The following is a 25,741-nucleotide window of genomic DNA, read 5'->3' as shown; positions in this document are numbered from 1 at the left end:
AATTAATTTTTAAGCACTGGTAATGATTGCATTCCCAGTGGTGTTGTGATTTTCAATAGATATAAGCCTGTAGGCAAACCTTCCAGCGATAAACTGTGAGAAGGCTGGAATACCTTGAGGCTTTGACCGCTTAAATTAAACAATTCCAGATTCAAAACACGGTCTGTACCAGAGATGTTAAGCTCATTTCTTGTAGGATTGGGATAAAGGGATATCGCTTTCGCGAAAGCGAACTCATCACCAGCACTAAGTACATCTCCAACATATTTGAAAACACCAGTCGTATTTGTATCACTGGTAAAACCACCACTATAACCTGCCGAAGTATTCAAAAAGGCAACGTCCACGTGCTGTTTAGTGTCAATATTCACCCAAGTCACACCATCGTTAACAGAGTAGGAGCTACCTGCAAAATTAGGATCAGAGCCTACACTCACGATATAGGAAGTGAATGGAAGGTAAGCAATGTTGTCGCCGTAAGGTGTTCCCGTGCCGCTGGTCACTATCTGTGTCCAGGTCTGGCCTGCATTTGTCGTACTGTATAAAATTGCGACATTGGTTTGTAGAATTCCTTTAGAAGCATCTGCAAAACTGATGTCTCCAGAAACTTCACTGCCGCCAAAATCACTAATGGGCGACTGATACACATTCCAGTTCAAACCACGGTTTGTGGAATGAAATATCCGACCTGTACTCGTCGTAAACCATATGGAGTCGCCGCTGGCGGTGTTTTGTGCCAGATATCCGGTTTCATTAGTTTGCGGCGCAGGAATATTGGCCGCTGGAACTGGCGTAAACGTCGACCCACCATCTGCAGTGGTGTAAATCTCCCAATTGCCATTCACAGGATCGCCAGTGACAACCCCATTATCTGCATCAAAAAAATGGATCGTATTGGGAAAACTTCCATTAGAGGTAAACTCTGTCTGGCTTATTTTAGCCCAGGTACCGCCGCCATCTTCCGTTTTCCAGACACCACCATTTTGTCCAGCGATTCTGGGATAGACCGCTATAAAAGCGGTTTCGCCATCGATGGCAGCAATGTCACCTATTCCCAAATTGGTATTTCCTACGGCGATGGAACCCGCGTTCCAGGTGGAACCAGCATCTGTAGTTTTAGAGAACTGCTGGATGTTGTTTTCTGGATTAATGCCGTTGTAGCCTATTCCCCAAGCCACATTTTCATCAACGATGCTAAATCTTGAAATACCGGTGGATTCTGTTGGGAAGTCAGAATCGACTTCACTCCAGAACTGTGCCTGCAGGTTCCAAGTGAAAAGAGCAGCAATGCATGCAAGTAAAAATTTATTCATAAGGATTTCTCTAGAACGATAAATGTAGAGAAAATCCAGCGGTGGCACTCACAATTAAGCGCTTACCAGTTCGTTTTTGATCAAATACTCGGCTATCTGCACAGCATTGGTAGCAGCACCTTTTCTCAGGTTATCTGCAACGATCCACATATTGAGCGCGTTAGGCGCAGAATGGTCTCGTCTTATTCGTCCCACAAAAACGTCATCTTTCCCGTGTGCCATGAGTGGCATAGGATATAAGTTGACATCTGTATTGTCCTGTACCGTTACACCGTCAGTATCTGCGAGGATGGCGCGTACTTCAGATTCTGTAAAGTCGTTATGAAATTCTACATTTACAGATTCTGAATGACCACCAACTACTGGTATTCTTACTGCAGTTGCTGTCACGGCGATGGTTTTATCGTCTAGAATCTTTTGAGTTTCTCGTACTAATTTGAGCTCTTCTTTGGTATATCCGTTTTCTTCAAAAACATCACAGTGCGGTAGTGCATTCCTGTGGATCTGGTATGGATATGCCATGGCACCTTTAGTATTGGTGTATTCATTTTCCAATTGTTCCACGGCTTTGACACCTGTACCCGTAATAGACTGATAGGTAGAAATCACCAATCTTTTGATACCGTACTTTTTGTGCAAAGGCGCTAGTGCCATTACCAGTTGTATGGTTGAACAGTTAGGGTTTGCAATGATCTTGTCGTTTGTGGTAAGCTGGTCTGCGTTGATTTCAGGAACAACCAATTTCTTATCTGCTTCCATGCGCCATGCGCTGGAGTTATCTATAACGGTCGTACCTACTGCTGCAAATTTGGGAGCGTTTTCTAGACTCACGCCACCACCAGCAGAAAATAATGCAATAGCTGGTTTCATGTCGATAGCATCCTGCATGCTCACCACCTTATAGGGTTTGCCCTTAAAAACAATTTCAGTACCTACAGATTTCTCTGATGCTACAGGAATCAATTCAGTTATTTCAAGATTGCGTTCTTCTAGAACCTTGAGCATCACTTGACCTACCATGCCGGTAACGCCCACAACAGCTATTTTCATTGTCGTAAAATTTAAGTTAGCAAATGTAAGCGTCAAGTATTTATAAACCCAACTCTTACAAAAGTTAAGAATAGAAAAAGCCGCTTCTATCATAGAAACGGCTTATCAATTTTGAGCAATTTTCAGAATTAGTTTTGCGCCTTGATGGCATCTCTTATTTCTATAAGCAATTCTTCTTGAGTAGGACCTTTTGGTGCCTCAGGAGCGGGCTCTTCTTTCTTCTTGGTTTTGTTATAAGCCTTCACGATCATAAATAAAACAAAGCCTACAATGATCAAGTTGATGATTGTATTGATCCATTCTCCATAAAGAATAGCATTTTCTGGCGTCTCAATAGTACCATCTGCAGCTACCACAGCTTCACTTAGGACTACTTTGAATTCTGAAAAGTCAGTTCCACCCGTAAAGTGCCCAACGATAGGCATCATGATAAGTTTTACAAATCCGTTAACGACAAGTGCTGTCGCACCAGCAAGCAATACGGCAACGGCTAGGTCTATGACATTTCCTGTCATGATAAATTTTTTGAACTCTTTAAGCATAATGGTTAGATTTAAAATATTGGATGGTAAACTTACTAGATTAACAGGAATTTAAGAATCAAAGGGAATAGGAAAAAATGGTCTTTCGATCAGTTTATTTAAAAATCAGACGATTAGCTGTTTAAATAAATTCTAGGAACTCGTTTTTGTATTCCTGTTAAAAGTTCGTAGGATATTGTTCCTGCTTTTTCTGCCATGTCTCTTGCAGGATGCGTTTGATCAAAAATAATGACCTCGTCACCTGTCTTACAATCTATTCCAGTGACATCTACCATGAACATATCCATACAAATAATTCCTAGAGTAGGCGCCCATTTACCATTGACCAATATGCTGGATTTACCATAACCATAAATACGGTTGATACCATCGCCGTGGCCTAATGAGATAACGGCATAGTCCATGTCCTGAGAAGCTTTGTGGCTGCGATTGTAACTTACGCTTTCTCCTTTTTTGATATGTCTGATCTGGGAAATGTTGGATTTAAGGGAAGCCACTGGTTTCAAGTGAGCGTCAAACTTGAGGTCATTCCCGTAACCATAGAGACCTATCCCAGAACGCACCATGCTGTAATGTGAGTGGTTATAATTGAGAATACCACTAGTATTATCGGTATGTCGCAGGCATTGATAGCCTATTTGACCCTCTACTTTGTTGCATAGGTTTTCAAAGGTCTCGATTTGTCTAAGGGTAAAATCCTTCTCGCTCAAATCTTCACTGGCGGCAAGATGGGATTGCAGTCCGCAAACTTTTATTGCATCGGTAGCTTTGACAATAGCAATCGCTCTGTCAAGGTCATCAGGATCTATTCCTATACGATTAAGTCCCGTATTGAATTCTAAATGGATAGGATAGGATTTTTGGGAATTCGCTTTCGCGAAAGCGATAAAAGCTTCCAGCATCTCAACGCTATAAATCACGGGCTCCAGACATCGATCGATGCATTGCTGCAAGGTGTGTACCTGCGCGTGCAGCACCAGAATAGGTTTTGTAATGCCGGCATCGCGCATCTCAACACCTTCTTCTACATAAGCCACCGCAAAATAATCGGTCCCTAAATCCTGAAGTTTACGGGCAATGGTTGTGATACCATGACCATAGGCATTTGCCTTGACCACGCTCATAAAAAGAGTTTCGGCCGGAATTTTTGATTTTAAATACTGAAAATTATGGGCGAGCGCCGCCAGATCTACTTCCAGTCTGGTGCCTTTTGATTCCATTTAGGATCCTGTTTTGTTTTTGATTTCCTGTGCATCTTTGACAGGAATATCCTTGACCTTGCTAGAAAGCATGGCCTTGTAATATGCGCCACGGCTCAAGGGTTCATATTCTTGATGTTCACCTAGAACCACAACGTTCTCGTCACTTGATTTGCGGTAGCTATATTGAGCAAGATTACCGGTGCGTGTGCAAACGGCATGGACCTTAGTCACATACTCTGCAGTAGCCATAAGCGCTGGCATAGGGCCAAAGGGATTACCTTTAAAATCCATATCCAGGCCGGCGACAATCACGCGTATGCCTCGATTTGCCAGATTGTTGCAAACGGCGACAATCTCGTCATCAAAAAATTGTGCCTCATCTATTCCTACTACCTGGCAGCCGGTAGCGAGCAATGGTATGTTTGCTGCCGCGGGCACTGGAGTGGAATGAATCTCATTGGAATCGTGAGAGACCACTTTTTTTTCATCATACCGCACGTCTATAGCGGGCTTGAAGATTTCAACTTTTTGATTGGCAAATTTGGCGCGTTTTAACCTGCGAATCAATTCTTCTGTTTTTCCAGAAAACATGGAGCCGCAAATCACCTCGATCCAGCCGAATTGCTCCTCATGATTAACTGTATTTTCTAGAAACATTTTGTAATTTACAGGCTCTAGCAGGATGCCGTATCGTTCCTGCCTTGATTCCAAAAATACAAAGAAACACACGGCATAGAAACCCAATATGAAAAAGAAAATAGCGGCAGACCTTACCAGCCTCGCACATCGTGTACTACAGATCAAAGACAAGGAAAATGTAGAGGAGTTGCAAGCCATCGCCAAAGAATTATACGAGAAACTAACAGTGCTGGTATTTACTGAAAAGCACTTTTCTGACATACAACCTACTGCAGGAAACCGCGAGGTAGAAGACAAGCTCAAGCGTGCCTTTGAAGAGGCACAGCAAGACGTTAAAAATGTGGCAGACGATGTGGAACAAGTCATGGAAGAAGCGCAACAGCAAGCTCGCGAAACCTTTTCTACCAATGATTTGAGCGACCTCTTTGTTCCAGAAGAAGATACTCGTGAAGAAATGGACCTGCCTGGAATTTCTACCATAAGTAAAATGGTTACAGAAATGCCAGAAAGCGCTCCACAAACACCACAACCAGACCCATCTGAAAAAGAAGATTATCGAGCTACAGGCAAACTACCTAACCGCTACAGAGACTCGTTTACTACCAACAGCTTGAACGATCTAGAAGTCCCAGAAGATGATGATCGTGAAGAGATGGACCTACCGGGAATCGCGACCATCAACAAAATGGTTACTGAAATGCCAGGCGATGAGCCCGTAGAGCCCAAGCCTAAACAACCTAGTCCACATTCCAAAACCGACCTCGAGCAGCTCACCGTTGATTTTCAAACGATGCCGGTTTTTGAGCGCAAGTCTGCCGCGCAAGAAAGCGATAAGCCTCAATCCCTCAATTCAAAATTGAACACTGGACTCAAGATAGGAGTGAACGATCGCATGGGTTTTGTAAAGCATCTTTTTAATGGGAACAACCAAGATTTCAACAGAGTGATCTCGCAGTTGAATACTATTGACAATTTTGATCAGGCTCAAAACTTTATCCATACCATGATCAAGCCAGACTATAATAACTGGGAAGGCAAGGAGAGTTTTGAGAACCGGTTTTTAGAGCTTATCGAGCGCAAGTACCAGTAGGGTTGCCGTTATGAAATATGCCTACTGGATCGTCACGGGACTTGTGAGCCTGATCCTATTAGCTTCCGCTGGATTTTATGTTTTTGAAAACGCTCAGGTTTCTTCAGAGTTTGTGAAGCTGGGCTTTCCCACTTGGGTCATTTATCCATTAGCCTTTGCAAAGGTTGCCGCTGTTTTGGTGATTCTTTTCAGAAAAAACAGATCGTTGACTGAATGGGCTTATGCTGGATTATTCTTTGATATTCTACTCGCAGCCATCGCCCATTTGACCATTGCAGATGGTGGGCAATGGACCGCTGTTGTAGCACTATTCATGTTGATGACTTCTTATTTTTTGGGTAAGAAAGTGAGATCGTTTGAATAGTTCGCTTTCGCGAAAGCGAACTACACATCGAGCCTTTTCTTCTCATCATCCCATAATTTTAGAAGGAATCGGGTTGCAATGATTTCAAAAAATCAAGTTCTTTTTTGATTTGATTTGTGATAAGGAAGCCAATAACGAGCAGCGATACGATGGCGCTAACGATAAGATAGATATAGAAACCCTTGGAGAATTCGGCTTTGAAATAGGGAAACAACTGGATCAAACCTAAAACATAAACAGCAAAGCATATAGGTGTAATGATAAAATGAATGCGCTTCCTGCGTTTGTAAAAGCGCTTCAAATACTGCAGGTACATCTTGCCATCCAACTCTAAGAGCCTGGTTACTTTACTATTGCGAGATGCTACTTCAATCAAAATTCTAATGATGAGACTACCTATCATCAGGAATAATCCTAAGATGAATGTATTGAAATGATTAGGTAGCTGCCAGACAGTATATGCCGTGAGAATCACTACCGTCAGGCTCATCACAAGAACGCCTATTTTTTGTTTACGTCGTTGTGTTGTGGCCTTCTTGATTAATTGTTGAGGTGTGACTGGATTTGCGCCGGTATCCTGCCGTTGCCAAATGTTATCTATGATGTTATTTTCCATGAGTGATACATTTTAAAAGTGCTTCCCTAATTCTAGACAGTCGCGTGCGAATAGATCCATGGGAATAGCCCAAAGTGGTCGCTATTTCATCTTGTGGTATTTCTTCCAATTCCATCAAGATGACGGTTTTGTTAATAGGTTTGAGTTGATCAATGCAGCGGTAAAGCTGCTCTATAGTTTTGGGATTCTCTTCGGGTAATACACTATCGTCCACCATTTTTGTTTGATCGCGAATGTCGATATTGGTAGGCTTTTTCTTTTTTAGATGGCCTAAACAACAATTCACGGCAATGCGATAGATATAGGTATCTATTTTAGAGTTGCCCTTAAAGGACTTCCTGTGGTTCCAGACGTTGATGAATGTTTGTTGACAAAGTTCACGAGCAATCTGTTCGTCACCAGTAACATAGCCCAAACAAAGCCGATAAACTTTAGGGTGTAAATTGTTGTAGGTAGTGGTGAATTCCGCTTCTGTCACGATCGATTATTTAAGTGCAATCTGGATTTGTTCCAGAAACCATTCTGGTTGGTCCATCATGATAAAGTGAGCGCTGTCTTCATTCATCTTGAGGTCATATTGCTGCAAGTTCTGATATTGATTAGTATAGTTTGCTCTAGCTGTTTCAACTCCATACGGCTTGCCCGCACCCAGAATAGTTACTGGAATACTAATATTTCTCAGGTCTTCGCGCACATCAAACTTAAGGTAATCTGTATATCCATACACATAAGTCTTGCGATCTGTTGCTTGCATCCAGTTTGCGATTTGTTTTTGCCCGTTAACATTAGAGGTCATCCCAGCAGCCATTCCTAGGGACATTTGAGTAAACTCATTTTCATTCATAGCTAGCATTTGATCATTGTATGGGCTTTCATATTGAAAGCGTTCTGGTTTGAAATCGGGCATCATCATGGCTCCCGTAGCGGGCAACGCATCCACAATAATCAGTTTTGAAATGTCTAATTCTTTATTTGCAGCGAGATGGATACCTATGGTGCCTCCTAGACTATGACCTATAACTATAGGTTTTTTAAGGTTTCTATTTTTGATGTACTCTTCAATCGCGGTTATAACTTTTGGCAACCATGGAAAAGCTACAGGTTCCATTCCAGCAAATCCAGCATAGTTTACAATGTGGCATTCGTAATCTTTGGTAAGCAATTCGGTGGTAGATTGCCAAGCCTCATCACCATTAGTTGCAAATCCAGAGAGTAAAAGGATGGGATCACCTGAGCCAGAAACAGTCACTCTTATGGGATCATTTTGTGCATTACTATACAGGCAAAGTAAAAAGATACAGTAACAGAATAAAGATGTTGTTTTCATCAGTTAGGTTTTATGATTTACCTTTTAGATAATCAACTCACAAAATGTTACGATTATAAATCCTCTTTTTTTGTGCTTGTTGGTGCCGTATTTGACGGGCGATAACCAATCGCTAAAAGTTTTAAAGCATAAAAAAACCTTCTAGAGTTCCTAGAAGGTTTTTATGGAGATCCAATAAGCTGATTTGTTTTCTTATTCAGATGCTGAATCGAGTTCAGCATAACAAGAAAATTTTAATTATTCAAGGCTTCCGCACCACCTACGATTTCAAGAATCTCGTTGGTAATGGCTGCTTGACGCGCTTTATTGTAAGTCAATTTCAATTGATCTCTCAATTCTGTGGCGTTGTCGGTTGCTTTGTGCATGGCGGTCATACGAGCACCGTGCTCGCTTGCCCATGAATCACGCACACCTTTGTACAATTGCATTTTCAAAGACTTAGGAATCAGCTGCTCTATGATTTCTTCCTTAGATGGCTCATAGATGTATTCTGTCGCATTTGCTGGCGCTTCACCTTCCACTTGATCCAGAGGCTTTAAAGGCAGGAAATCCTCACTCATGACTACCTGTGTGGCTGCGTTTTTAAAACTGTTGTAAACCAAAACAATTTTGTCAAACTCACCAGTAACAAATAGCTCCATCAATTCTTCTGCGATGGCAGAAACCTTATCAAAGGAAATGTCGTCAAACAAATCACTTTTGTTGGATTGAATGTTGGATCCTTTCTTGGCAAAGTCATTGGCTTTTTTACCAATAGTCATGTAAGAAACCGCAACACCTTTCAAATCTTCCTTGTTGAGTCTGATTAACTCCTTAATAATATTTGAGTTAAATGCTCCTGCAAGACCACGGTTAGAGGTAATGGCTACCACTAATGCTCTTTTTACTTCACGCTGTTCGGCATATTTGCTACCAGCGTCACCTTCCATGGAAGCGCTCAGATTTTGAAGCAACTCTGTTAGCTTATCAGAATAAGGACGCATCGCTGTAATGGCATCTTGTGCCTTCTTAAGCTTCGCTGCGCTCACCATCTTCATAGCAGATGTAATCTGCATCGTTGAAGATACTGAGGTTATTCTATTACGTATTTCCTTAAGATTCGCCATAGTTTATGAGGTTAGAGTATGGAGTATAGAATATGGATGTCTATACTCTAAAATCTATATTCTTAGTAACGAGAAGAAAGATCCTTTGCCACAGCAGTCAACGTATCGATCACCTCGTCTGTCAACTTACCTGCCTTAAGCGTGTCTAGTGTACCTCTATGCTTAGCATTCAGAAGTTCTAGATAATCTCTTTCAAATTCTTTTACTTTTTCAATCGGTACATTTCTCAACAAGTTTTTAGAACCTGCATAGATAATTGCGATTTGGTTTTCTACTGGATAAGGATTGTTTTGAGCTTGTTTCAAGATCTCCACGTTTCTCTTTCCTTTCTCGATAACACTTAAAGTCGCAGCATCTAGGTCAGAACCAAATTTTGCGAAAGCTTCCAATTCACGGAAAGCAGCTTGATCCAACTTCAAGGTACCAGCCACTTTCTTCATCGATTTGATCTGTGCGTTACCACCAACACGAGATACAGAAATACCTACGTTAATCGCTGGACGTACACCAGAGTTGAACAAGTCACCATCTAAGAATATCTGTCCATCTGTAATCGAGATCACGTTAGTTGGGATATAGGCAGATACGTCACCAGCCTGAGTTTCGATAATAGGTAGTGCCGTTAATGATCCACCACCTTTAACGATAGGTCTTAAGCTATCAGGCAAGTCGTTCATCTCTGCAGCAATTTTGTCATCGTTTATGACTTTTGCCGCGCGCTCCAATAATCTTGAGTGCAAGAAGAAAACGTCACCTGGATAAGCCTCACGTCCTGGTGGACGACGTAGCAATAGGGACACCTCACGGTAGGCTACCGCTTGTTTAGACAAATCATCATAAATGATCAATGCAGGACGACCTGTATCACGGAAGTACTCTCCAATCGCAGCTCCAGCAAATGGTGCGTACACCTGCATAGGTGCAGGGTCTGATGCATTTGCAGCAACAATAGTAGTATAGGCAAGAGCTCCAGCCTCTTCAAGAACCTTTGCAATTAATGCAACGGTAGAAGCTTTTTGACCTATGGCCACATAGATACAATATACTGGCTCACCAGCATCATAGAATTCCTTCTGGTTGATGATGGTATCGATACACACGGTAGACTTACCCGTCTGACGGTCACCAATAACCAACTCACGCTGTCCACGTCCTACAGGAATCATGGCGTCGATGGACTTGATACCGGTCTGCATAGGCTCGGTTACCGGCTCACGGTAGATAACTCCTGGAGCTTTACGCTCAAGAGGCATCTCATAAAGATCACCTTCAATAGGACCTTTACCGTCGATAGGCTGGCCTAAAGTATTTACAACTCGACCTACAATTCCTTCACCAACTCTTAGGGAAGCAATTCGCTCGGTTCTTTTTACTGTATCACCTTCTTTAATCTCGATGGATGGACCCAAAAGTACCACACCAACGTTATCTTCTTCAAGGTTCAATACGATACCTTCCATACCGCTCTCAAAAGAAACAAGTTCTCCATATTGTGCGTTTGAAAGACCATAAACACGTGCGATACCATCACCTACGGTAAGAACGGTTCCCACTTCATCAAGGGATGCCGTAGCATCAAAACCTGATAATTGTTGCTTAAGTATTGCAGATACTTCTGCTGGATTTACTTCTGCCATGTTGTTCTATTTATACTATTGCTTCGGTCTTTTGGGACCTAATATATTATTGTTGTTTTCGCTTTCGCGAAAGCGTACTGTTCAAAATTTGTTTTACTCTATCGAGTACTTGTATGCAAATTCTCTTTTTAGATCACCCAAGGTGCTGTGAACACTGGCATTGATTTCTTTATCACCAACGCGCAGGATGAATCCACCAACGATACTAGGGTCAATTTTCTTTTCAAGAGTTATTTCCTTGCCTGCCAGTTCTGTAGCCTTAGCAAGAATTTTAGCTTCCAACTCTTTTGAAATCTCTACAGCCGTGGTAACAGTAGCTACCTCACGCTTGTTCATTTCATCAAAAAGCAGAATGTACTTAGTAGCAATATCACTCAGGATATCTGCACGTTGATTGTCAACGATCAAGTCAAAAGCTCCCATGGTGATACCACCAACCTGGCTAAAAACTTGACGCAACGCACCGCGCTTTTGTTCTGTTTTTACCACAGGACTTTTCAAGAAATCCTGAAGCTCTTTGTTTTTATGAACCGTCGTAAGGACAGATTTCATGTCTTCATTCACGGCAGCCGCTTCCTTCTTGTCGATCGCTAGATCTAGGATGGCTTTGGCATATCGGGATGCTGCTCTTGAAAGTTTCATAGTTGTTTTCTAGATGTTTGCGTCAGCTAGCATTTTGTCAATGAGAGCAAACTGCGCCTCTTTTTCAGAAAGTTCCTTGCGGGTAACTTTCTCTGCAATGGCAACAGATAGGTCTGCTACTTGCGACTTGATGTCTGCTAGAGCTGCTTTCTTTTCTGCTTGAATAGCTTCTTGAGCGCTTGCAATAATCTTGTCTGCTTTTTCCTGTGCGGTTGCTGCAGCGTCCACGAGCATTTTCTCCTTGATCTCACGAGCTTCCTTGATGATCGCATCACGTTCTGCGCGAGCTTCTTGAGCGGCAGCCTTATTGGATTCTTGCAGTAGTGCCATTTCAGCTTTAGCCTTTGCGGCAGCGTCAAGTGCATTTGCGATTCCTTCTTCACGCTCACTTAGAGCAGCTAGGATAGGCTTCCAGGCATATTTTCCTAGAAGTAATACCAGTATAATCAATATAATGGCCTGCATGATAAACAAGCCTGGCGAAAAATCTTCTAACATAATCTTCTGTCTAAATTAATTCTGATTGCTGTTTTAAAAACACAACTTGCAACCAACCGTTACAAGTTGTGCCATAAATTTTTTGGTTTGCTACCTAGAGTACTTGACCCAAGATAAGTGCACCAAAACCAAGTCCTTCAAGAAGTGCTGCGATAATGATCATTGCAGTTTGGATTTTTCCAGCTGCTTCAGGTTGACGAGCGATAGCTTCCATCGCTTTTCCACCTATTTGACCAAGACCGATACCACCACCGATAACGACAAGACCTGCTCCAATTAAATTGTACATAACAATCGATTTAAAAATTAATAAAAAACTCTACTATATAAAACGTTCTCTTACTTCATCAATATCATCTTCTGGTGTGTGTGCATGTTCTTCATGATCATGCTCTGCAACAGCCATTCCTATAAATAGGGCAGACAACATTGTGAATATAAAGGCCTGTAGAAAAGCAACCAGCAATTCTATAACCATGATAAATAAGGCTAAAAACAAGGATACTCCAGTAGAACCTATGGGTCCAAACTGTGCTTTAAGTGTAATCATCAAAGCAATAAGACTCATCAATACAAAGTGACCTGCGGTAATGTTTGCAAATAGACGCATCAAGAGTGAGAAAGGCTTGATCAACAAGAAACCTACTAATTCAATAACAGCAAGAATAGGCTTGAAAATCACAGGAATACCTGGCATCCACAACATGTGCATCCAGAAGTCTTTGTTACCACTTGCTAGATAGATCACTAGAGTAAATATCGCTAGACATGCGGTCACAGCCAGCTGACCTGTAATGTTGAATCCAAAAGGGGTCAATCCTAAAAGGTTGGCAATCCAGATAAGGAAGAATACGGTAAGTAGATATGGCATAAACTTCTTATGCTTGTGCTCACCTATATTAGGTCTAGCAATCTCGTCTCTTATGTAGATAACCAATGGCTCCAACACACGGCTAAATCCAGTTGGGATGCTCTTCTTCTTGTATTCTTTTGCAAGTCTACCAAAGAAAATCACCAACAGTAAACCGATGAACAAAGTCCCAAAAACCGATTTGGTAATAGAAAAGTCCAATACTTTGTGTGCATTCGTTGGGTGGTGCTCTTCATCAAAACTCAAAGCGTTTGCTCCAGCATCCAGTTCGTAAATCTTGCTGTGTAGTTTTACCAATCTTGCTCCACCAGACTCAACAATCACCTCACCAGCATCGTCGTGGTGAAATTTAGAGGACATAAAAACCTGAAGACCTTCCGTAGTCCAAACCATTACTGGTAAAGGGAAACCTACATGTTTTCTCTCACCTTCATCACTGGTATAAGAAAAGACATGAAAATCATGCGCATCTTTTAGGTGATGCTGGATGTACTCATTAATTTCTTCAGACGTATTGATGCGGCCGCCATCGTTATCCATGACTTCTTCATGCGCAGGACCGTGTTCGGTTTCTGAAACTTCTTGAGCATTCACGCCCATGGAAGTGAAAAATACCAAGGATAGCAATGCTGTTATAACGTACGCTTTTGACATGTGAAACACCTTAAAAAATTGGGTCTTTTAATTCGGGTGCAAATGTATGACAAAAAACAATCTTAAAATAGTCCTTTTATTTAGATTAATTTCTTGAAACTGTTGTGGGTTCGCTTTCGCGAAAGCGAACCCAATCAATTATCATTGAGCCATTTGATGACGATCACTACTTCAATGAACAGGAATATGAAATAAGGCACTAGAAACCCCAAAACCTCCATCAAATTCAATCCAGAGTTTTTCACGATCAATTCTGGAAAACAAACGATCGCCAAACCGCATTTCACAAAGATCGCGGCCATGAATGCATACCCTAATTTCTCTGGAACATAAAAGTGTACAAAGCGCAGCGCACTTACCGTAACAAACGTTGCGGTTCCTAGAAAGTTGTACGTTCTCGCAAGCGGGATTGCGGGATCGACAATCCACCAGCTGTGCAAGAAATATGCAGCGACCGTTAAAAAGGCGACGATGAGAAAAGTCTTGAGGTAAAATTTCAAAATAAGCGGACTGGTTTTAAATAGTTATGATGTGTGGCTATTGTGAATGTTGATGCGTTTTAATGGAATGAACACGACATATATAGAAAGACAGACACCCAACATTACGCCTAAAATGATAAGGATTTTATTAAAGACCCAAGCGTCACAACCTTGCCAGAACAGCTATGATTGCCAGCATCTGGATCGCTATCCCTTAAAAGATCCCACAAGTCCTAAGCAGATTTTCCCTGCTGGCCATTTGCAATGGACTTCACGCCACTATCCATGGTACAGGATGCGTTGAAGGTCGCGCCAGGTTCTACAGATAATTTGCCGGTGCTTACATCGCCTTCAATAATAGCCGTGGATTTTAAAGACAATAGGCTACTTACTTTAAGGTTACCAGAGAAGGTACCTTCAATATCTGCATTGGTACATTCAAGTGTGCCGTCAATTTTCCCGTCTTTCCCTATCACCACTTTTGCAGGTGTGGTTAAGGTACCTATGATTTCACCATCGATTCTAAAACCAGCCTCGCTATTGATATCACCTTTAATGACGGTTCCTTTGGCAATTCTGTTTTGAGAGTTGCCCATTAGTTCTGTTGCTTTGTTTGATTTCATATGGGGAATGGTTATGGGATCTGTATCATGTAATCGTTGAGGCTCTTGTAAACCTGTATGATCTTGTAGTTTTCTGACGATATGGCTACCGGCATGGAAGGTAGCTCGACGCCTTTCAGATTTTCATCCAGATAGGTGGCCACTTGTGCTGCTCTATCTTTGGTTTTCATACCATGAATGACGAGCAGTGACTGTTGCGGTGTGTAAACATCTATGGAATAAGTGATGTCGCTACCTAATGCTTTTGCTGGTTGTTCCAGATTGAGTTTTAAGTCATTGATAAGCTGCTCATTTGCCGCATCGACGGTATAGACCAGCTTAAAGTTATTGCTGTTTTCCTCTGGTGCAAATTCACTTGGGATCACTAGTTTTTCTGCATCTGCCGCTAGAACTGCGGCTTCCTTACCTACTTCTGTACTGGGATAGTTCAATGCAATAAAATCAAGACCTTCTTTATAGGCCTTGAATCCATATAGTCTACCCGATGCATAGGTCTTTAAAAGTTCCAACTTTGGAATGATGGGATCGCCCGCAAAACGGATGATTTGATTGTTTGCCTGTTCAATAACAGCAGCATAGTTTTCTTGCTCGTACTGTTTGAAGATGCGATTATAGACACCTTCTGCAGTTTCACTGGTGTCAAGTTTGCCGTCAGGATTTTGAAGGATTTGTGCGTATCTGGTTTCAGGATATTGTGATATGATGGTGGATTTGTATTGTTCCGCTTTCGCGAAAGCGATATCACTACCGTCATTTGAGCCGTCACGACCCATTAAGTATAGATTGTACAGCGTAGGAAGCAGCAGCTTTTCTTCTGGCTCAAAGGTCAAAAGCGTTTCAAACCTATCGATCGCAAGGTCATTGCGCTTGAATTTCTCCTTATACAAAACACCCAACTGATAGTAGGCAAAATCGCGAGCTCCCGCAATGCTATCCAATGCCACTTGACCTTTTGGTAAGCGGTCAATGTAGTAGGCTGCTTGATATTCTGGAGCTAGATCGCCGTTTTCTATGGCGGTGACACTACCGTCTGTCGCCTCATCGATCAGGTTGCTGTTCACGCTCGCCAGATTCCAATTATCCTTGAGGGCGCGATTTCCCCAAATAGCCCTAAACTGCAACTTGCCTCTTGCCACCGTTGCCGGTATATAAAAATAGAAACCACTGTTGGTGCTTGTTGGACCTGAATCATTTATGGTAGCACCACTAGGTGGCCCCAATCTGTTATTAACGGAATTGTTGGTCTGGATGGTCGCAAGGGCTGTTTTTTGCTGGGCAAGATTTGCTTCTTCTATGGCTGCCTGTTCGGCTAGCTGTGCCTCGCGCTCTTTTAGTTCTTCTATGTAGTTGTTGTAATATTCTACTCGTTCGCCGTCGCTCATGGCAACGATACTCAAGAGACTGTCAGCACTGCGGCGATTGCTCTCGTAAAGAATAATATCTGCCAGATTTTCTCTCTTCTTGATAACCGCACGCTGTTCTCTGGATTTATCCTCATATCTGGTAGATGCGCTATCAAAATATTTTCCAGCTGTTTCAAAACGGGCATCGTCAAAACTGATGCGGCCCAAAGCATCATAGATGTTTCCCTGTAAATATGGATCTCTATCGCCGGCTTTCAAGGACTTGTTATAATAAGCCACGGCGCCGTCTACACTGTCGATAGTTTCCAGGTATATGGCCTTGCGATAATTGATGATATCCAGCCATGGCCTATTTTCCCTGTTTTCTTCCAGCTCATTGAACACTTCTAGAAACTCATCATCAGACTGTTCTACCGTATCTCTAAGTTTGATTTTTTCTATGAAGGCGTTGACGTAGTAGTTGCGAGGTATTTTCCTATGTAATTCAATGACCTCGTCAAAATGTGCAATGGCACTGTCTCTTTGACCTGCCTTTGCAAAAAGCTGTCCGGCAATGAATTTGTAACGACCTTCAGTGGCTCGATCCTTTGTTTTTTGGGCAGCGCGGTTCATATAAATAAGCGCACTGTCAACTTTATCCACATTAAGATAAGCCTGAGCCAAAGTAGCATTAGCAAGAATCAATTCTTCACGCTCAATCTCGAGACTGTCTTCTTTGATAAGCTGTTGTAAATTTTCAATGGCAATTTCATTGTTCTCCAGGCGCATGTTGGTCTTCTCGCGCCAGATTTTTGCCATTCTAATCTCATCAGATTCTGGCATGAATTGCAATACATAGTTGAAAGCTTCTAACGAAGGAATAAAGCGCTGATCATAATAACGGGCTTTTCCCAGTAGCATATAGGCCTCGTCGATTTGTGGGTTCACTTCTTCACCGTCGATAAGCATGCTGTGTTTTTGAACTGCCTTGACGGCCTTTTCTTCGGCTAGTGAAAAGTTGGGATCAGACCGGTCGTCTGCACTAACTCTTATTTCGTCTTTGACTGTCAGGCGCTCTACGGGCAAGATATCCCAGTAGTTGTCCCTATAATTTGCCTCTATATTATCCAGTCCAGCCTGTAAAGCAAGATTGCCATTATAGAGCGTATTATATTCTGTACCAACCGCATGCAGGTTGCGGCTAATAAAAGAATCATTCTTACGGCTACAACTGGCGAGAACTAGCAGCAGGCAAAAAATGATGGCAGTAAAAGCAAAAAGATTTTTCAAACGAGCTCTTTTTTCTAGCTATCATAACTGTTGTAGGGTTATGATATTGTGATACCGTTCAAAAATAAGGAATTATGTGTCGAGCCCGCAAATAACGACAATTAGCTCTAAGCTTATCTCGGTTTTTTTGAGAAGCTTGATGTGAAGATTTTTATGATGGATAGAGGTGTTTCCTTTTCATTATAAACCGCCCGCATTTATCTAAGAATTTTTTCCATGGTACGTCCCTTAGCCAGTTCATCTACAAGTTTATCTAAATATCTAACCTGTTGTGTCAAAGAATTATCGATTTCTTCAATTCTATAGCCGCATATCACGCCCTTGATCAAGTGAGCATTAGGATGTAGCTGTGCGTTTGCAAAAAAGTTTTGAAAAGTAGCATCACCACTGCTATAGTCGAGTAATTGCTCCTCATTGTAGCCTGTCAACCACTGGATCACCTCATGAAGCTCTGCTACGGTTCTTCCCTTTTTTTCAATCTTGGAGACATAGTGAGGATATACTGAAGAAAACTTCATGCTAGCTATGCGTTCATTATGTTGGGCTGTTGGTTTCATTGACTCATCAATATAAATTAGGGGATCAACACAGGCGAAAAATTATTTGATGTGAATGATCTTCTTAAAGAAAATACTCTTCAAACCATACTGCCGTCCAGATTGGGTTTCTTCAATGTGTGGCTTGGGCGCCAGTATCATTCCTACACCTAGCGGAATAAAAGTGAGCCACATACTAGGTTCTGGATAAAACTGTACTAGAATAAACCGCGTAATAAGAAACACGAGCATGAAGCTAATGCCGTAGATTAGGAATACTTTGATTTTTGGGGACATTTCTTTTTCTTATTTGAGAATGTAGCGCTTCTTGGAGAAAATACTTTTATAACCATACTCTTTTCCATTAGCAGTTTTTTTAACACGAGGTCTAGGAGACAATATAGCTGCAATAATTATTGGGAGGTAATGGGACCAAAGGTTTTGCTCCTCCACAATAAAACCTAAGAGAAACTTAGAAACCAAATACAGGACTATAAAACAAACAAAATAAATAAGGAACGCTTTGATATTAGGTGACATTTCTATTCTTCTTCAGAATTAGCAATCATGGTATTTTCTTCGGCTGGAATTATATGAAGTTCACTAATTCCCATAAAGTACTTTTCCAGCTGGCCAAAGGTAGCTGCATCCTTCACTTGATCCATCACGACCTTACCCTTTTCTAACAGTACAACGCGTTGCGCCACCTCGGTCACGTGAATCAAATCGTGGCTTGAGATAAGCATGGTGACATTAGGGTCGTTAGACAGATCCTTTATGATCGCTTTAAGCCTTATCTGTGTTGATGGGTCCAGATTGGCAAACGGCTCATCCAGAATGATCACTTCAGGGTTCCCTATAAGAGCAGCGATAATCCCAACTTTTTTCTGGTTACCCTTAGAAAGGTCACGCAGGTATTTTTTTTGACCTATCGCCTCACCGTTGAAGAAATCGGCATGCTTTTCCATAAGAGCATCGATATCTGCTTTGTTCTGTCCGCGCAGCTCGCCTATGAAATAGAAATATTCCTCTGGCGTCAAGTAGCCTATCAAGAAACTCTCATCGACAAACGCGCTGGTGAAAGGCTTCCATCCTTCGCTTTCATTGACCTGAATATCATTGGACATGATATGTCCCGTGGTAGGTTCAATCAAGTCCAGCAATAGGGAAAACAACGTGGTCTTACCAGCACCGTTGTTCCCAACCAGCCCGACAGCCTGTCCTCTAGGAATTTGCAGGCTTTCGATATCAAGAACTGTGGTGTCGTTGTATTTTTTGGAAAGGTTCTGTATGTGGATCATTTCAAATGTTTTAGTGTTGGTTAAGAGTTTTGGTAGGAGTTCGCTTTCGCGAAAGCGAAATAGTTCAAGCCATTTTCACATCAATCCTTTTGCGCATAGGCAGCAATTGTATCGTATTTCTCGTTCTTATACACATTCTCTACAATAGTCAAGATCTTATCCCGGAAAAGCAATCCCAGCAGCCCAGTTGCCGCAATGGCAATAAATCCAGCCTCGCTATTAATGGTTAGAGAAAATGCATAATATATAATCACGGGCAAGATCATTTTAGGAATGGTAAGCAAGAGCGTTTTGACATTGAAGGCCTTACTGTCGCCAAAGGCTTTCTTATTGCTCGTCAAATCGATGGGCGTTTTTACATAGGCACCACCCAGCAATGTGATGGATGCATTGAGTCCAATGTTGTAAACGGCGCCGGCAAGAATGGCATAAAGCCACTCGATACCAAAATAGACATAGAAGCAACTAAGCAAGGTGCTAAAGCCGGTCACAACCACCATGAGCCACCATTTGCTCAAAAGAAACTCACGATAGGGAATATTCTGCGCCATCATCAATTTATAGTAGCTGCTATCCCATGACGGCACCAGACCACCAAAACTGAATAGGAAACCACCTGTACAAAACAATGCGGCAAAAACCTTCATCCATTCGCCTTGACCTACAGCAATAAAATAAAGGCCGTAGAACATAAATAAGAATCCCATGATAAAAGTGGTCCTAGCTCGTTTGTTGCGGCGTATGAGCTTCACATCATTCTTAAGGTAAGTTGACATTTTCCCAAAGCGATTGAGAAAATCCAGATTTTCTGTGGTAGCGGTTTCATGTTTGGTTTTGAGTCCTGCATCCAGATACAGCTGTTTTTTAAAATAGACATAGGCATATTGGCCACTAAAAACGGTCAGCGCCAGCGGCAAGACAAAACTCCATGGCTGACTATAGAAAAAGTCAAACATAGGCTGTGTGTAACTGGTGATATCAAAGTAGCCGTAGTATTGTATAGCGGCAAGACCTGCTATAAGGATCACTACTGGATAGAATACCTTATCTAGATTATTAAGAAAAATATTCAAAAAATTGAGCAATAATGTGATGGACAGCATCGCAAGATGCCAGCTTATCACGCCTATAGGGTCATAGCCTTCTATTAATAGGACAATGGAAAATGGAATAAAAAAGAATGCCGGTAGAATATTAAAAAACGAGATCACCGTTTTTCCCATCGCATATTGAACGATCTTTCCTTTAGTAAAAGGTAAATAGAGAAGTGGCTTGATATTAGCCACAGGCATTTTTTGGAAGAAATATCTAAATATGAGATCAACCGCAAACCAATAGATCAAGAATTGGTTAATTACCGCTAAAGGATCAGATGCTAGGATGTCGCCGTCCTCAATAAAATTTTTCAGGATATAGAAGCTTCCAGCGCCCAAAGCGGCAAATTCCAGCAAAAAGAGAACAGCAAAAAAACCTATAAATATCTTGAAGAAAAGATTTTGCTTGAAGGCAGCAGATCTAAAGAAACTTTTCCATTCTAGACTAGCAAAGAGTTTGAACATGGTAGTAAGGTTAGTTGCTGGATTAGTGAAGATAAAATTAAAAATGTTACAACTCTTTCTCTGTTTCTTATTTTTGCAGCCCAATTAATCGACACATGGTTTTTCACGAATTACGCATTGAACAAGTCACTAAGGTTACTTCTAGAGCCGTTGAAATTATTTTTGAAATCCCTGGCAGTCTCCAGGAAGAATTCCGATATCAGGCAGGTCAGTATTTGACACTTAAAGCCACGATTGATGGCAATGAGGTGCGTCGCGCTTACTCCATAAGCAGCGCTCCTGACGACGACCAATTAATGGTGGTGGTCAAGGCGGTAGATCTGGGCGTTTTTTCAAATTATGCTATGAAACTGCGAGCTGGCGATACCTTAGAAGTAGCGCCGCCAGATGGGTTGTTCATTCATGAGAAGCAAGAAAAGGGAACCTTTTTGATGGTTGCAGCAGGTAGCGGTATAACGCCTATCATGTCGATCTTGAAAACCGCACTAGCTATCGATGCTGACAATAAAGTAGCATTGATTTATGGGAATCAATCAGAAAGTCAGGCCATTTATCTCGAACAGCTCAATGACCTTAAAGACCAGTACGGTGAGCGATTTACGTTGAAATACTGTTTCAGCCGTGAGGAGCGTCAGGATGCCTTGTTTGGTAGGATAACAAAAGGCAACTTGAACTATTTTTTGAAGAATGATTGTGAAGGGTTCGCTTTCGCGAAAGCGTACTTATGCGGTCCTGAAGAAATGATTCAAATGATCCAACTCAACCTCATAGAAAAGGGATTGCTGGCTGAGGAGAACATCAAATTTGAACTATTCACATCAACTGAAAGTGATGTAGAAATTACCGAGGACAGTCACCTTTCTGAAATTACCGTCATTCTGGATGACGAGACGCACACGTTTACCATGCGACGTGATGAAGTCATGCTGGACGTGATGCTCAAGAATGATATTGATGCACCTTACTCTTGTCAAGGTGGTATTTGCTCCAGCTGTATAGCACTCATTGAGGAAGGTGATGTCAAAATGCGCAAGAACTCCATTTTGACAGATGAGGAAGTCAGCGACGGTTTTACGCTCACTTGTCAGGCTTGTCCTACCAGCGCAAAAGTCAATGTAAACTTTGACGAGGTTTAAGTAAAAAATCTTGCTTAACTTTTTTGACTGGCCTTCAAATGGTTAGTTAGTCAATCACTGTGCCTTATTTTCAATAAGTGGAAAACTGTATATGTAGTGCGTGATCGTTTCGTGCTTTGAACCACCGTTCACTTAAAACTCTCAAGTATTTCGTATTTTCATAGCAAAGAAAATTTGCATGATTAATAGAACAGTAGCAAGTGTGAAAGAAGCACTAGCTGGCGTAAAGAGTGGTATGACATTGATGGTTGGTGGATTCGGTTTATCAGGGATTCCAGAGAACAGTATTGCCCAATTGGTGGAGTTGGGAGTCAGTGATTTGACCTGTATTTCCAACAATGCTGGAGTCGATGATTTTGGACTAGGGTTGTTATTGCAGGGCAAACAAATCAAGAAAATGATATCGTCTTATGTGGGTGAGAATGATGAGTTTGAGCGCCAGATGCTTAGCGGTGAACTGGAAGTAGAATTGATCCCACAAGGAACGCTGGCCGAGCGTTGCCGCGCCGCACAAGCAGGAATTCCTGCCTTCTACACACCGGCAGGCTACGGAACAGAAGTAGCCGAAGGAAAAGAAGAGCGAGTCTTTAATGACAAACCTCATATTCTAGAGCACGCCTTTAAGGCAGATTTTGCTTTTGTCAAAGCATGGAAAGGAGACACTGCAGGAAACCTTATTTTTAAAGGAACTGCCAGAAATTTCAATCCAGTCATGTGTGGCGCTGCCAGCATTACCGTGGCTGAGGTAGAAGAACTAGTTCCCGCAGGTGAGCTCGACCCCAACCAGATCCACATTCCTGGAATATTTGTCAAACGCATTTTTCAAGGTGAGAAGTATGAAAAGCGTATTGAGCAGAGAACTACGAGGACTCGAGATTGATTTGTTAATGTTTGAATTTGTCAATTTGAAAACTGGAGGAAACGGATAAAGCATTTTATAAATAGAAGGTTTCATGAGGAATTTTAACAGCAATCCTATTGTAAATATGACTTTCAATTTTTCTTTAGACATTATTGAATTTGTACAGAAATTGAAAGCACAAAAAGATTGGGATCTTGCCTCACAATTGTTCAGATCTGGTACAAGTATAGGAGCAAATGTTTGGGAAGCACAAAACGCTGAGAGCCCCAAAGATTTCATTCATAAATTCAAGATCTCAGCTAAGGAGTCTGATGAAACAGAATATTGGATGGAAATATGTAAAGCTTCCAAACACCTTCCAACTCCTGACGAGAAGTTGTTTAAAGACCGTGATTCAATTTCAAAAGTATTATCAAAGATCATTGGCACCACTAAAAGAAATATGAATAATGGATGATATGGGTTGTAAATTATTAAATCAACACATCATCAAATTACCAAATTATATATGTTAGATAAAATAGGCATCGCAAAAAGAATCGCGCAAGAAGTGAAAGACGGTTACTACGTCAATCTAGGTATTGGTATACCAACTCTAGTGGCAAACTATGTTCCAGAAGGTATCGATGTAGAGTTCCAGTCAGAAAACGGCGTGTTGGGAATGGGACCTTTTCCCTTTGAAGGTGAGGAAGATGCAGATGTCATCAACGCAGGAAAGCAAACCATCACCACATTACCAGGCGCAAGTTTCTTTGACAGCGCAACCAGTTTTGGGATGATACGTGGTCAGCATGTTGACCTCACCATTTTGGGCGCCATGGAGGTAGCCGAAAATGGTGATATCGCCAACTGGAAAATACCTGGTAAAATGGTCAAGGGAATGGGCGGTGCCATGGATCTTGTCGCCAGCGCAGAAAATATCATTGTTGCCATGATGCATACCAATCGCGCCGGCGAGTCAAAGCTGCTTAAAAAATGTAGCTTACCGCTTACAGGTGTCAATTGTATCACTAAAGTTGTTTCTAATATGGCCGTCATTGAAATAACAGACCAAGGTTTCAAACTGCTGGAAAGAGCACCTGGCGTCACCGTTCAGGAGATTCAAGCAGCTACCGAAGGTACACTTATCATAGAAGGCGACATCCCAGAAATGGTCATCTAATGGCATTCAAAAACCTTCTCGATCCACGATATGCATCTCAGGACTATTTCCCTATGGATCTCTCCGTGCACAACCCATATTGGGACAAAAACGATGTGAGTGATATTGCCGTGATGGAAAAATATCTTGAGGATCATCGCCATCAAACAGGCAGATTTGTTGCTCACGGCGGCTACAAAGAACAGCGAGCACTGTATCGCAAATCTGCGAGATTTCAGGATGGTGCGGTGCGCGACGTCCATATGGGAATTGACCTATGGGCACCTGCTGGCACTAGTGTTCACGCGATTATGGATGGAAAAATCCATTCTTTTGCAGATAATGATGACGCTGGGAATTATGGACCAACACTAATTTTAGAGCACGATTACAATGATGGCAAGTTGTACAGTCTTTATGGCCACCTTTCTAAATCTGATATGCAAGCGTGGAAAATTGGAGTTCGCTTTCGCGAAAGCGAACAAATTGCAACTCTAGGCACACCACAAGAAAACGGCGGTTACTCGCCACATCTACATTTTCAATTGATGACTACCATGCAGGAGTATCGCGGTGATTTTCCTGGAGTTCTTGCCGAAGGCGATCTCAAGGCTTTTGAAAAAATCATTCTGGATCCTAATCCTTTTATTTTTGGGTAATGGATCAACAAGAGCTGCTCTCACTTCTTGCCTTAAAAAAGGCACCACTTATAGGCGATATCATGGCCAAAAAGTTGATTAGGACTTTTGGCAGTGCGGCAGCAGTCTTTGAACAACCTTACCGTGAAATTGCCGCCATCGAAGGCATAGGTGAGAAAAAAGCCCAATTTATCAAAGCAAAAGACCTTTTCCAAAAGGCAGAAAACGAGCTCAAGTTTATTGAAGAAAACAAGCTCAAGTATAGGGTTTACTATAATGACGACTATCCAGAGCGATTGCAGTATTGCGTTGATGGACCTATCATCTTCTTTGAAAACGGAAACATCAACTGGAACAATCCATACACCTTAAGTATTGTCGGTACACGCCAGATTACCAGTCAAGGCAGCGCTTTTCTGGAAAAATTCATGGCAGATATTGCTCCGCTCCATCCTACCATTATTAGTGGTTATGCATATGGTGTAGATATTCTGGCACATAAACTTTCTATCGAGCATGGCCTGCAAACTGTGGCAGTCATGGCGCATGGGCTGAATCAGACCTATCCTCGCAACCACGCCGCACACAATAATGATGTCAAGAAAAACGGCGGTTTTGTTACTGACTTTTGGAGTACGGACACTTTTGATCGTAAAAACTTTTTGGGTCGCAACCGTGTTATTGCTGGATTGAGTGAAGCGACTGTGGTCATTGAAAGTGCAGAAAAAGGAGGCTCTCTGGTCACTGCAGACCTGGCCAGCGGATACAATCGAGAGGTTTTTGCTGTTCCAGGCCGAGTGAATGATAAATATTCTTCAGGTTGTAATAGTCTGATCAAACAAAGTAAGGCACACTTACTTACGACCGCAGCAGATATACCATATATACTAGGCTGGCAACAAAATGAAGTGGCCGTTCAAAAGCAGTTATTTGTGGAACTGGACAAAGACGAAAGAGCCATCTATACCGTACTCAAAGAACAAGAAAAGGAATTGCTAGATATTATTGCGCTACAGGTGCACATGCCGGTTCATAAAGTAGCCTCTTTGCTGATGTCCATGGAGCTTAAAGGTGTGGTGAAGCCATTGCCAGGCAAGCTGTTTATGTTGACCTGAAATATTTAATAGGTAATTAGAATGGATAATGTTTCTTTCCTGCCTGTCCGGCAGGCAAGCGCGAAAGCGTAACAATCCTCAATACTATGGAACAAAAAAAGAGACCCTTGATGGGTCTCTTCTCTTTTCTACAATCTACTCTACAAATTGCACTTGAAAAATCG

29 protein-coding genes are annotated in these 25,741 nt (G+C 41.9%); 8 read left to right on the top strand and 21 right to left on the bottom strand.

Going from position 1 to position 25,741, the window contains the following annotated elements; translation table 11 throughout:
* Positions 1-2 precede the first annotated feature (2 nt).
* The 5 genes from BST86_RS11815 to BST86_RS11795 form a co-directional block, all read right to left on the bottom strand.
* On the bottom strand, positions 3-1,313 hold the full coding sequence (locus tag BST86_RS11815) for a T9SS type A sorting domain-containing protein (protein ID WP_105983421.1): 1,311 nt from the start codon (positions 1,311-1,313) through the stop codon (positions 3-5).
* A 54-nt stretch (positions 1,314-1,367) separates the two neighbouring features.
* On the bottom strand, positions 1,368-2,363 hold the full coding sequence (locus BST86_RS11810) for an aspartate-semialdehyde dehydrogenase (protein WP_055411421.1): 996 nt from the start codon (positions 2,361-2,363) through the stop codon (positions 1,368-1,370).
* 128 nt (positions 2,364-2,491) lie between these two features.
* On the bottom strand, positions 2,492-2,905 hold the full coding sequence (mscL, locus tag BST86_RS11805; protein WP_105983420.1) for a large conductance mechanosensitive channel protein MscL: 414 nt from the start codon (positions 2,903-2,905) through the stop codon (positions 2,492-2,494).
* 113 nt (positions 2,906-3,018) lie between these two features.
* The gene (gene alr, locus BST86_RS11800) at positions 3,019-4,125 is read right to left on the bottom strand and encodes an alanine racemase (protein ID WP_105983419.1); all 1,107 of its coding nucleotides are present in this window, start codon (positions 4,123-4,125) and stop codon (positions 3,019-3,021) included.
* The gene (locus BST86_RS11795) at positions 4,126-4,764 is read right to left on the bottom strand and encodes a thymidine kinase (protein ID WP_105984030.1); all 639 of its coding nucleotides are present in this window, start codon (positions 4,762-4,764) and stop codon (positions 4,126-4,128) included.
* Positions 4,765-4,852: 88 nt separating this feature from the next.
* Between BST86_RS11795 and BST86_RS11790 the strand changes: the two genes are divergently transcribed.
* The gene (locus BST86_RS11790) at positions 4,853-5,836 is read left to right on the top strand and encodes a hypothetical protein (RefSeq protein ID WP_105983418.1); all 984 of its coding nucleotides are present in this window, start codon (positions 4,853-4,855) and stop codon (positions 5,834-5,836) included.
* Between the two features lie 10 nt (positions 5,837-5,846).
* Positions 5,847-6,200 (top strand): DoxX family protein, encoded by a 354-nt coding sequence (locus tag BST86_RS11785; protein WP_105983417.1) that lies wholly within the window; start codon positions 5,847-5,849, stop codon positions 6,198-6,200.
* Positions 6,201-6,258: 58 nt separating this feature from the next.
* Here the strand turns inward: BST86_RS11785 and BST86_RS11780 are convergent, their stop codons facing one another.
* From BST86_RS11780 to BST86_RS11700, 16 genes are all read right to left on the bottom strand, one after another.
* Positions 6,259-6,816 carry a hypothetical protein gene (locus BST86_RS11780; RefSeq protein WP_105983416.1) on the bottom strand — a complete coding sequence of 186 codons (558 nt, stop codon included), beginning with the start codon at positions 6,814-6,816 and terminating at the stop codon, positions 6,259-6,261.
* Entirely contained in the window at positions 6,806-7,294 is a 489-nt protein-coding gene (locus BST86_RS11775; protein WP_172443349.1) for an RNA polymerase sigma factor, read from the bottom strand. Before BST86_RS11775 ends, BST86_RS11780 begins: the two co-directional genes overlap by 11 nt.
* 6 nt (positions 7,295-7,300) lie before the next feature.
* Complete coding sequence (locus BST86_RS11770; RefSeq protein WP_105983414.1) at positions 7,301-8,143, bottom strand: alpha/beta fold hydrolase; 843 nt, start codon at positions 8,141-8,143, stop codon at positions 7,301-7,303.
* A gap of 233 nt (positions 8,144-8,376) precedes the next feature.
* The gene (gene atpG / locus BST86_RS11765; protein ID WP_105983413.1) at positions 8,377-9,249 is read right to left on the bottom strand and encodes an ATP synthase F1 subunit gamma; all 873 of its coding nucleotides are present in this window, start codon (positions 9,247-9,249) and stop codon (positions 8,377-8,379) included.
* A gap of 62 nt (positions 9,250-9,311) precedes the next feature.
* A complete protein-coding gene (gene atpA / locus BST86_RS11760) occupies positions 9,312-10,886 on the bottom strand; it encodes a F0F1 ATP synthase subunit alpha (RefSeq protein ID WP_055411415.1) in 1,575 nt (524 codons plus the stop codon).
* 93 nt (positions 10,887-10,979) lie between these two features.
* Positions 10,980-11,528, bottom strand: a complete 549-nt coding sequence (gene atpH, locus BST86_RS11755) for an ATP synthase F1 subunit delta (protein ID WP_105983412.1) — start codon at positions 11,526-11,528, stop codon at positions 10,980-10,982.
* Between the two features lie 9 nt (positions 11,529-11,537).
* Entirely contained in the window at positions 11,538-12,026 is a 489-nt protein-coding gene (gene atpF / locus BST86_RS11750) for a F0F1 ATP synthase subunit B (RefSeq protein WP_105983411.1), read from the bottom strand.
* Positions 12,027-12,120: 94 nt separating this feature from the next.
* Entirely contained in the window at positions 12,121-12,315 is a 195-nt protein-coding gene (atpE, locus tag BST86_RS11745) for an ATP synthase F0 subunit C (protein WP_055411412.1), read from the bottom strand.
* Between the two features lie 33 nt (positions 12,316-12,348).
* Positions 12,349-13,551 (bottom strand): F0F1 ATP synthase subunit A, encoded by a 1,203-nt coding sequence (atpB, locus tag BST86_RS11740; RefSeq protein WP_394340890.1) that lies wholly within the window; start codon positions 13,549-13,551, stop codon positions 12,349-12,351.
* Positions 13,552-13,685: 134 nt separating this feature from the next.
* Positions 13,686-14,051, bottom strand: a complete 366-nt coding sequence (locus tag BST86_RS11735) for a hypothetical protein (protein WP_105983409.1) — start codon at positions 14,049-14,051, stop codon at positions 13,686-13,688.
* 215 nt (positions 14,052-14,266) lie between these two features.
* Positions 14,267-14,656 carry a bactofilin family protein gene (locus BST86_RS11730; protein WP_105983408.1) on the bottom strand — a complete coding sequence of 130 codons (390 nt, stop codon included), beginning with the start codon at positions 14,654-14,656 and terminating at the stop codon, positions 14,267-14,269.
* 11 nt (positions 14,657-14,667) lie between these two features.
* The gene (gene porW / locus BST86_RS11725) at positions 14,668-17,289 is read right to left on the bottom strand and encodes a type IX secretion system periplasmic lipoprotein PorW/SprE (RefSeq protein WP_105983407.1); all 2,622 of its coding nucleotides are present in this window, start codon (positions 17,287-17,289) and stop codon (positions 14,668-14,670) included.
* 197 nt (positions 17,290-17,486) lie between these two features.
* Positions 17,487-17,846, bottom strand: a complete 360-nt coding sequence (locus BST86_RS11720) for a DUF2200 domain-containing protein (RefSeq protein ID WP_105983406.1) — start codon at positions 17,844-17,846, stop codon at positions 17,487-17,489.
* A 42-nt stretch (positions 17,847-17,888) separates the two neighbouring features.
* Positions 17,889-18,122: a hypothetical protein gene (locus tag BST86_RS11715; RefSeq protein WP_105983405.1), complete on the bottom strand. Its 234-nt coding sequence runs from the start codon at positions 18,120-18,122 to the stop codon at positions 17,889-17,891.
* Positions 18,123-18,367: 245 nt separating this feature from the next.
* Positions 18,368-19,126 carry an ABC transporter ATP-binding protein gene (locus BST86_RS11705; RefSeq protein WP_105983403.1) on the bottom strand — a complete coding sequence of 253 codons (759 nt, stop codon included), beginning with the start codon at positions 19,124-19,126 and terminating at the stop codon, positions 18,368-18,370.
* A gap of 80 nt (positions 19,127-19,206) precedes the next feature.
* The gene (locus BST86_RS11700) at positions 19,207-20,685 is read right to left on the bottom strand and encodes a DUF5687 family protein (protein ID WP_105983402.1); all 1,479 of its coding nucleotides are present in this window, start codon (positions 20,683-20,685) and stop codon (positions 19,207-19,209) included.
* A gap of 95 nt (positions 20,686-20,780) precedes the next feature.
* On the opposite strand from BST86_RS11700, the gene BST86_RS11695 reads away from it, so the two are divergent.
* The 6 genes from BST86_RS11695 (at position 20,781) to BST86_RS11670 (ending at position 25,577) form a co-directional block, all read left to right on the top strand.
* The gene (locus tag BST86_RS11695; protein ID WP_105983401.1) at positions 20,781-21,821 is read left to right on the top strand and encodes a ferredoxin--NADP reductase; all 1,041 of its coding nucleotides are present in this window, start codon (positions 20,781-20,783) and stop codon (positions 21,819-21,821) included.
* Positions 21,822-21,999: 178 nt separating this feature from the next.
* Entirely contained in the window at positions 22,000-22,701 is a 702-nt protein-coding gene (locus BST86_RS11690; protein WP_105983400.1) for a CoA transferase subunit A, read from the top strand.
* A 73-nt stretch (positions 22,702-22,774) separates the two neighbouring features.
* A complete protein-coding gene (locus BST86_RS11685) occupies positions 22,775-23,140 on the top strand; it encodes a four helix bundle protein (RefSeq protein WP_105983399.1) in 366 nt (121 codons plus the stop codon).
* A gap of 51 nt (positions 23,141-23,191) precedes the next feature.
* Complete coding sequence (locus BST86_RS11680) at positions 23,192-23,845, top strand: CoA transferase subunit B (protein ID WP_105983398.1); 654 nt, start codon at positions 23,192-23,194, stop codon at positions 23,843-23,845.
* The gene (locus BST86_RS11675; protein ID WP_105983397.1) at positions 23,845-24,483 is read left to right on the top strand and encodes a peptidoglycan DD-metalloendopeptidase family protein; all 639 of its coding nucleotides are present in this window, start codon (positions 23,845-23,847) and stop codon (positions 24,481-24,483) included. Before BST86_RS11680 ends, BST86_RS11675 begins: the two co-directional genes overlap by 1 nt.
* Entirely contained in the window at positions 24,483-25,577 is a 1,095-nt protein-coding gene (locus BST86_RS11670) for a DNA-processing protein DprA (protein ID WP_105983396.1), read from the top strand. The genes BST86_RS11675 and BST86_RS11670 overlap by 1 nt, the downstream gene beginning before the upstream one ends.
* Positions 25,578-25,741 lie beyond the last annotated feature (164 nt).

Origin of the sequence: Nonlabens agnitus (assembly GCF_002994045.1) — a bacterium.
Lineage (GTDB): Bacteria > Bacteroidota > Bacteroidia > Flavobacteriales > Flavobacteriaceae > Nonlabens > Nonlabens agnitus.
The sequence above is the reverse complement of the archived record's forward strand: the minus strand, read 5'-3'. Positions and strand labels throughout refer to the sequence as shown.

What these genes read in the sequence shown, in the direction of transcription:
- BST86_RS11815 (WP_105983421.1), bottom strand. Translation starts at nt 1,313, where the DNA reads ATGAATAAATTTTTACTTGCATGCATTGCTGCTCTTTTCACTTGGAAC.
- BST86_RS11810 (WP_055411421.1), bottom strand. Translation starts at nt 2,363, where the DNA reads ATGAAAATAGCTGTTGTGGGCGTTACCGGCATGGTAGGTCAAGTGATG.
- mscL (WP_105983420.1), bottom strand. Translation starts at nt 2,905, where the DNA reads ATGCTTAAAGAGTTCAAAAAATTTATCATGACAGGAAATGTCATAGAC.
- alr (WP_105983419.1), bottom strand. Translation starts at nt 4,125, where the DNA reads ATGGAATCAAAAGGCACCAGACTGGAAGTAGATCTGGCGGCGCTCGCC.
- BST86_RS11795 (WP_105984030.1), bottom strand. Translation starts at nt 4,764, where the DNA reads ATGTTTCTAGAAAATACAGTTAATCATGAGGAGCAATTCGGCTGGATC.
- BST86_RS11790 (WP_105983418.1), top strand. Translation starts at nt 4,853, where the DNA reads ATGAAAAAGAAAATAGCGGCAGACCTTACCAGCCTCGCACATCGTGTA.
- BST86_RS11785 (WP_105983417.1), top strand. Translation starts at nt 5,847, where the DNA reads ATGAAATATGCCTACTGGATCGTCACGGGACTTGTGAGCCTGATCCTA.
- BST86_RS11780 (WP_105983416.1), bottom strand. Translation starts at nt 6,816, where the DNA reads ATGGAAAATAACATCATAGATAACATTTGGCAACGGCAGGATACCGGC.
- BST86_RS11770 (WP_105983414.1), bottom strand. Translation starts at nt 8,143, where the DNA reads ATGAAAACAACATCTTTATTCTGTTACTGTATCTTTTTACTTTGCCTG.
- atpG (WP_105983413.1), bottom strand. Translation starts at nt 9,249, where the DNA reads ATGGCGAATCTTAAGGAAATACGTAATAGAATAACCTCAGTATCTTCA.
- atpA (WP_055411415.1), bottom strand. Translation starts at nt 10,886, where the DNA reads ATGGCAGAAGTAAATCCAGCAGAAGTATCTGCAATACTTAAGCAACAA.
- atpH (WP_105983412.1), bottom strand. Translation starts at nt 11,528, where the DNA reads ATGAAACTTTCAAGAGCAGCATCCCGATATGCCAAAGCCATCCTAGAT.
- atpF (WP_105983411.1), bottom strand. Translation starts at nt 12,026, where the DNA reads ATGTTAGAAGATTTTTCGCCAGGCTTGTTTATCATGCAGGCCATTATA.
- atpE (WP_055411412.1), bottom strand. Translation starts at nt 12,315, where the DNA reads ATGTACAATTTAATTGGAGCAGGTCTTGTCGTTATCGGTGGTGGTATC.
- atpB (WP_394340890.1), bottom strand. Translation starts at nt 13,551, where the DNA reads ATGTCAAAAGCGTACGTTATAACAGCATTGCTATCCTTGGTATTTTTC.
- BST86_RS11730 (WP_105983408.1), bottom strand. Translation starts at nt 14,656, where the DNA reads ATGAAATCAAACAAAGCAACAGAACTAATGGGCAACTCTCAAAACAGA.
- BST86_RS11720 (WP_105983406.1), bottom strand. Translation starts at nt 17,846, where the DNA reads ATGAAACCAACAGCCCAACATAATGAACGCATAGCTAGCATGAAGTTT.
- BST86_RS11715 (WP_105983405.1), bottom strand. Translation starts at nt 18,122, where the DNA reads ATGTCCCCAAAAATCAAAGTATTCCTAATCTACGGCATTAGCTTCATG.
- BST86_RS11705 (WP_105983403.1), bottom strand. Translation starts at nt 19,126, where the DNA reads ATGATCCACATACAGAACCTTTCCAAAAAATACAACGACACCACAGTT.
- BST86_RS11700 (WP_105983402.1), bottom strand. Translation starts at nt 20,685, where the DNA reads ATGTTCAAACTCTTTGCTAGTCTAGAATGGAAAAGTTTCTTTAGATCT.
- BST86_RS11695 (WP_105983401.1), top strand. Translation starts at nt 20,781, where the DNA reads ATGGTTTTTCACGAATTACGCATTGAACAAGTCACTAAGGTTACTTCT.
- BST86_RS11690 (WP_105983400.1), top strand. Translation starts at nt 22,000, where the DNA reads ATGATTAATAGAACAGTAGCAAGTGTGAAAGAAGCACTAGCTGGCGTA.
- BST86_RS11685 (WP_105983399.1), top strand. Translation starts at nt 22,775, where the DNA reads ATGAGGAATTTTAACAGCAATCCTATTGTAAATATGACTTTCAATTTT.
- BST86_RS11680 (WP_105983398.1), top strand. Translation starts at nt 23,192, where the DNA reads ATGTTAGATAAAATAGGCATCGCAAAAAGAATCGCGCAAGAAGTGAAA.
- BST86_RS11675 (WP_105983397.1), top strand. Translation starts at nt 23,845, where the DNA reads ATGGCATTCAAAAACCTTCTCGATCCACGATATGCATCTCAGGACTAT.
- BST86_RS11670 (WP_105983396.1), top strand. Translation starts at nt 24,483, where the DNA reads ATGGATCAACAAGAGCTGCTCTCACTTCTTGCCTTAAAAAAGGCACCA.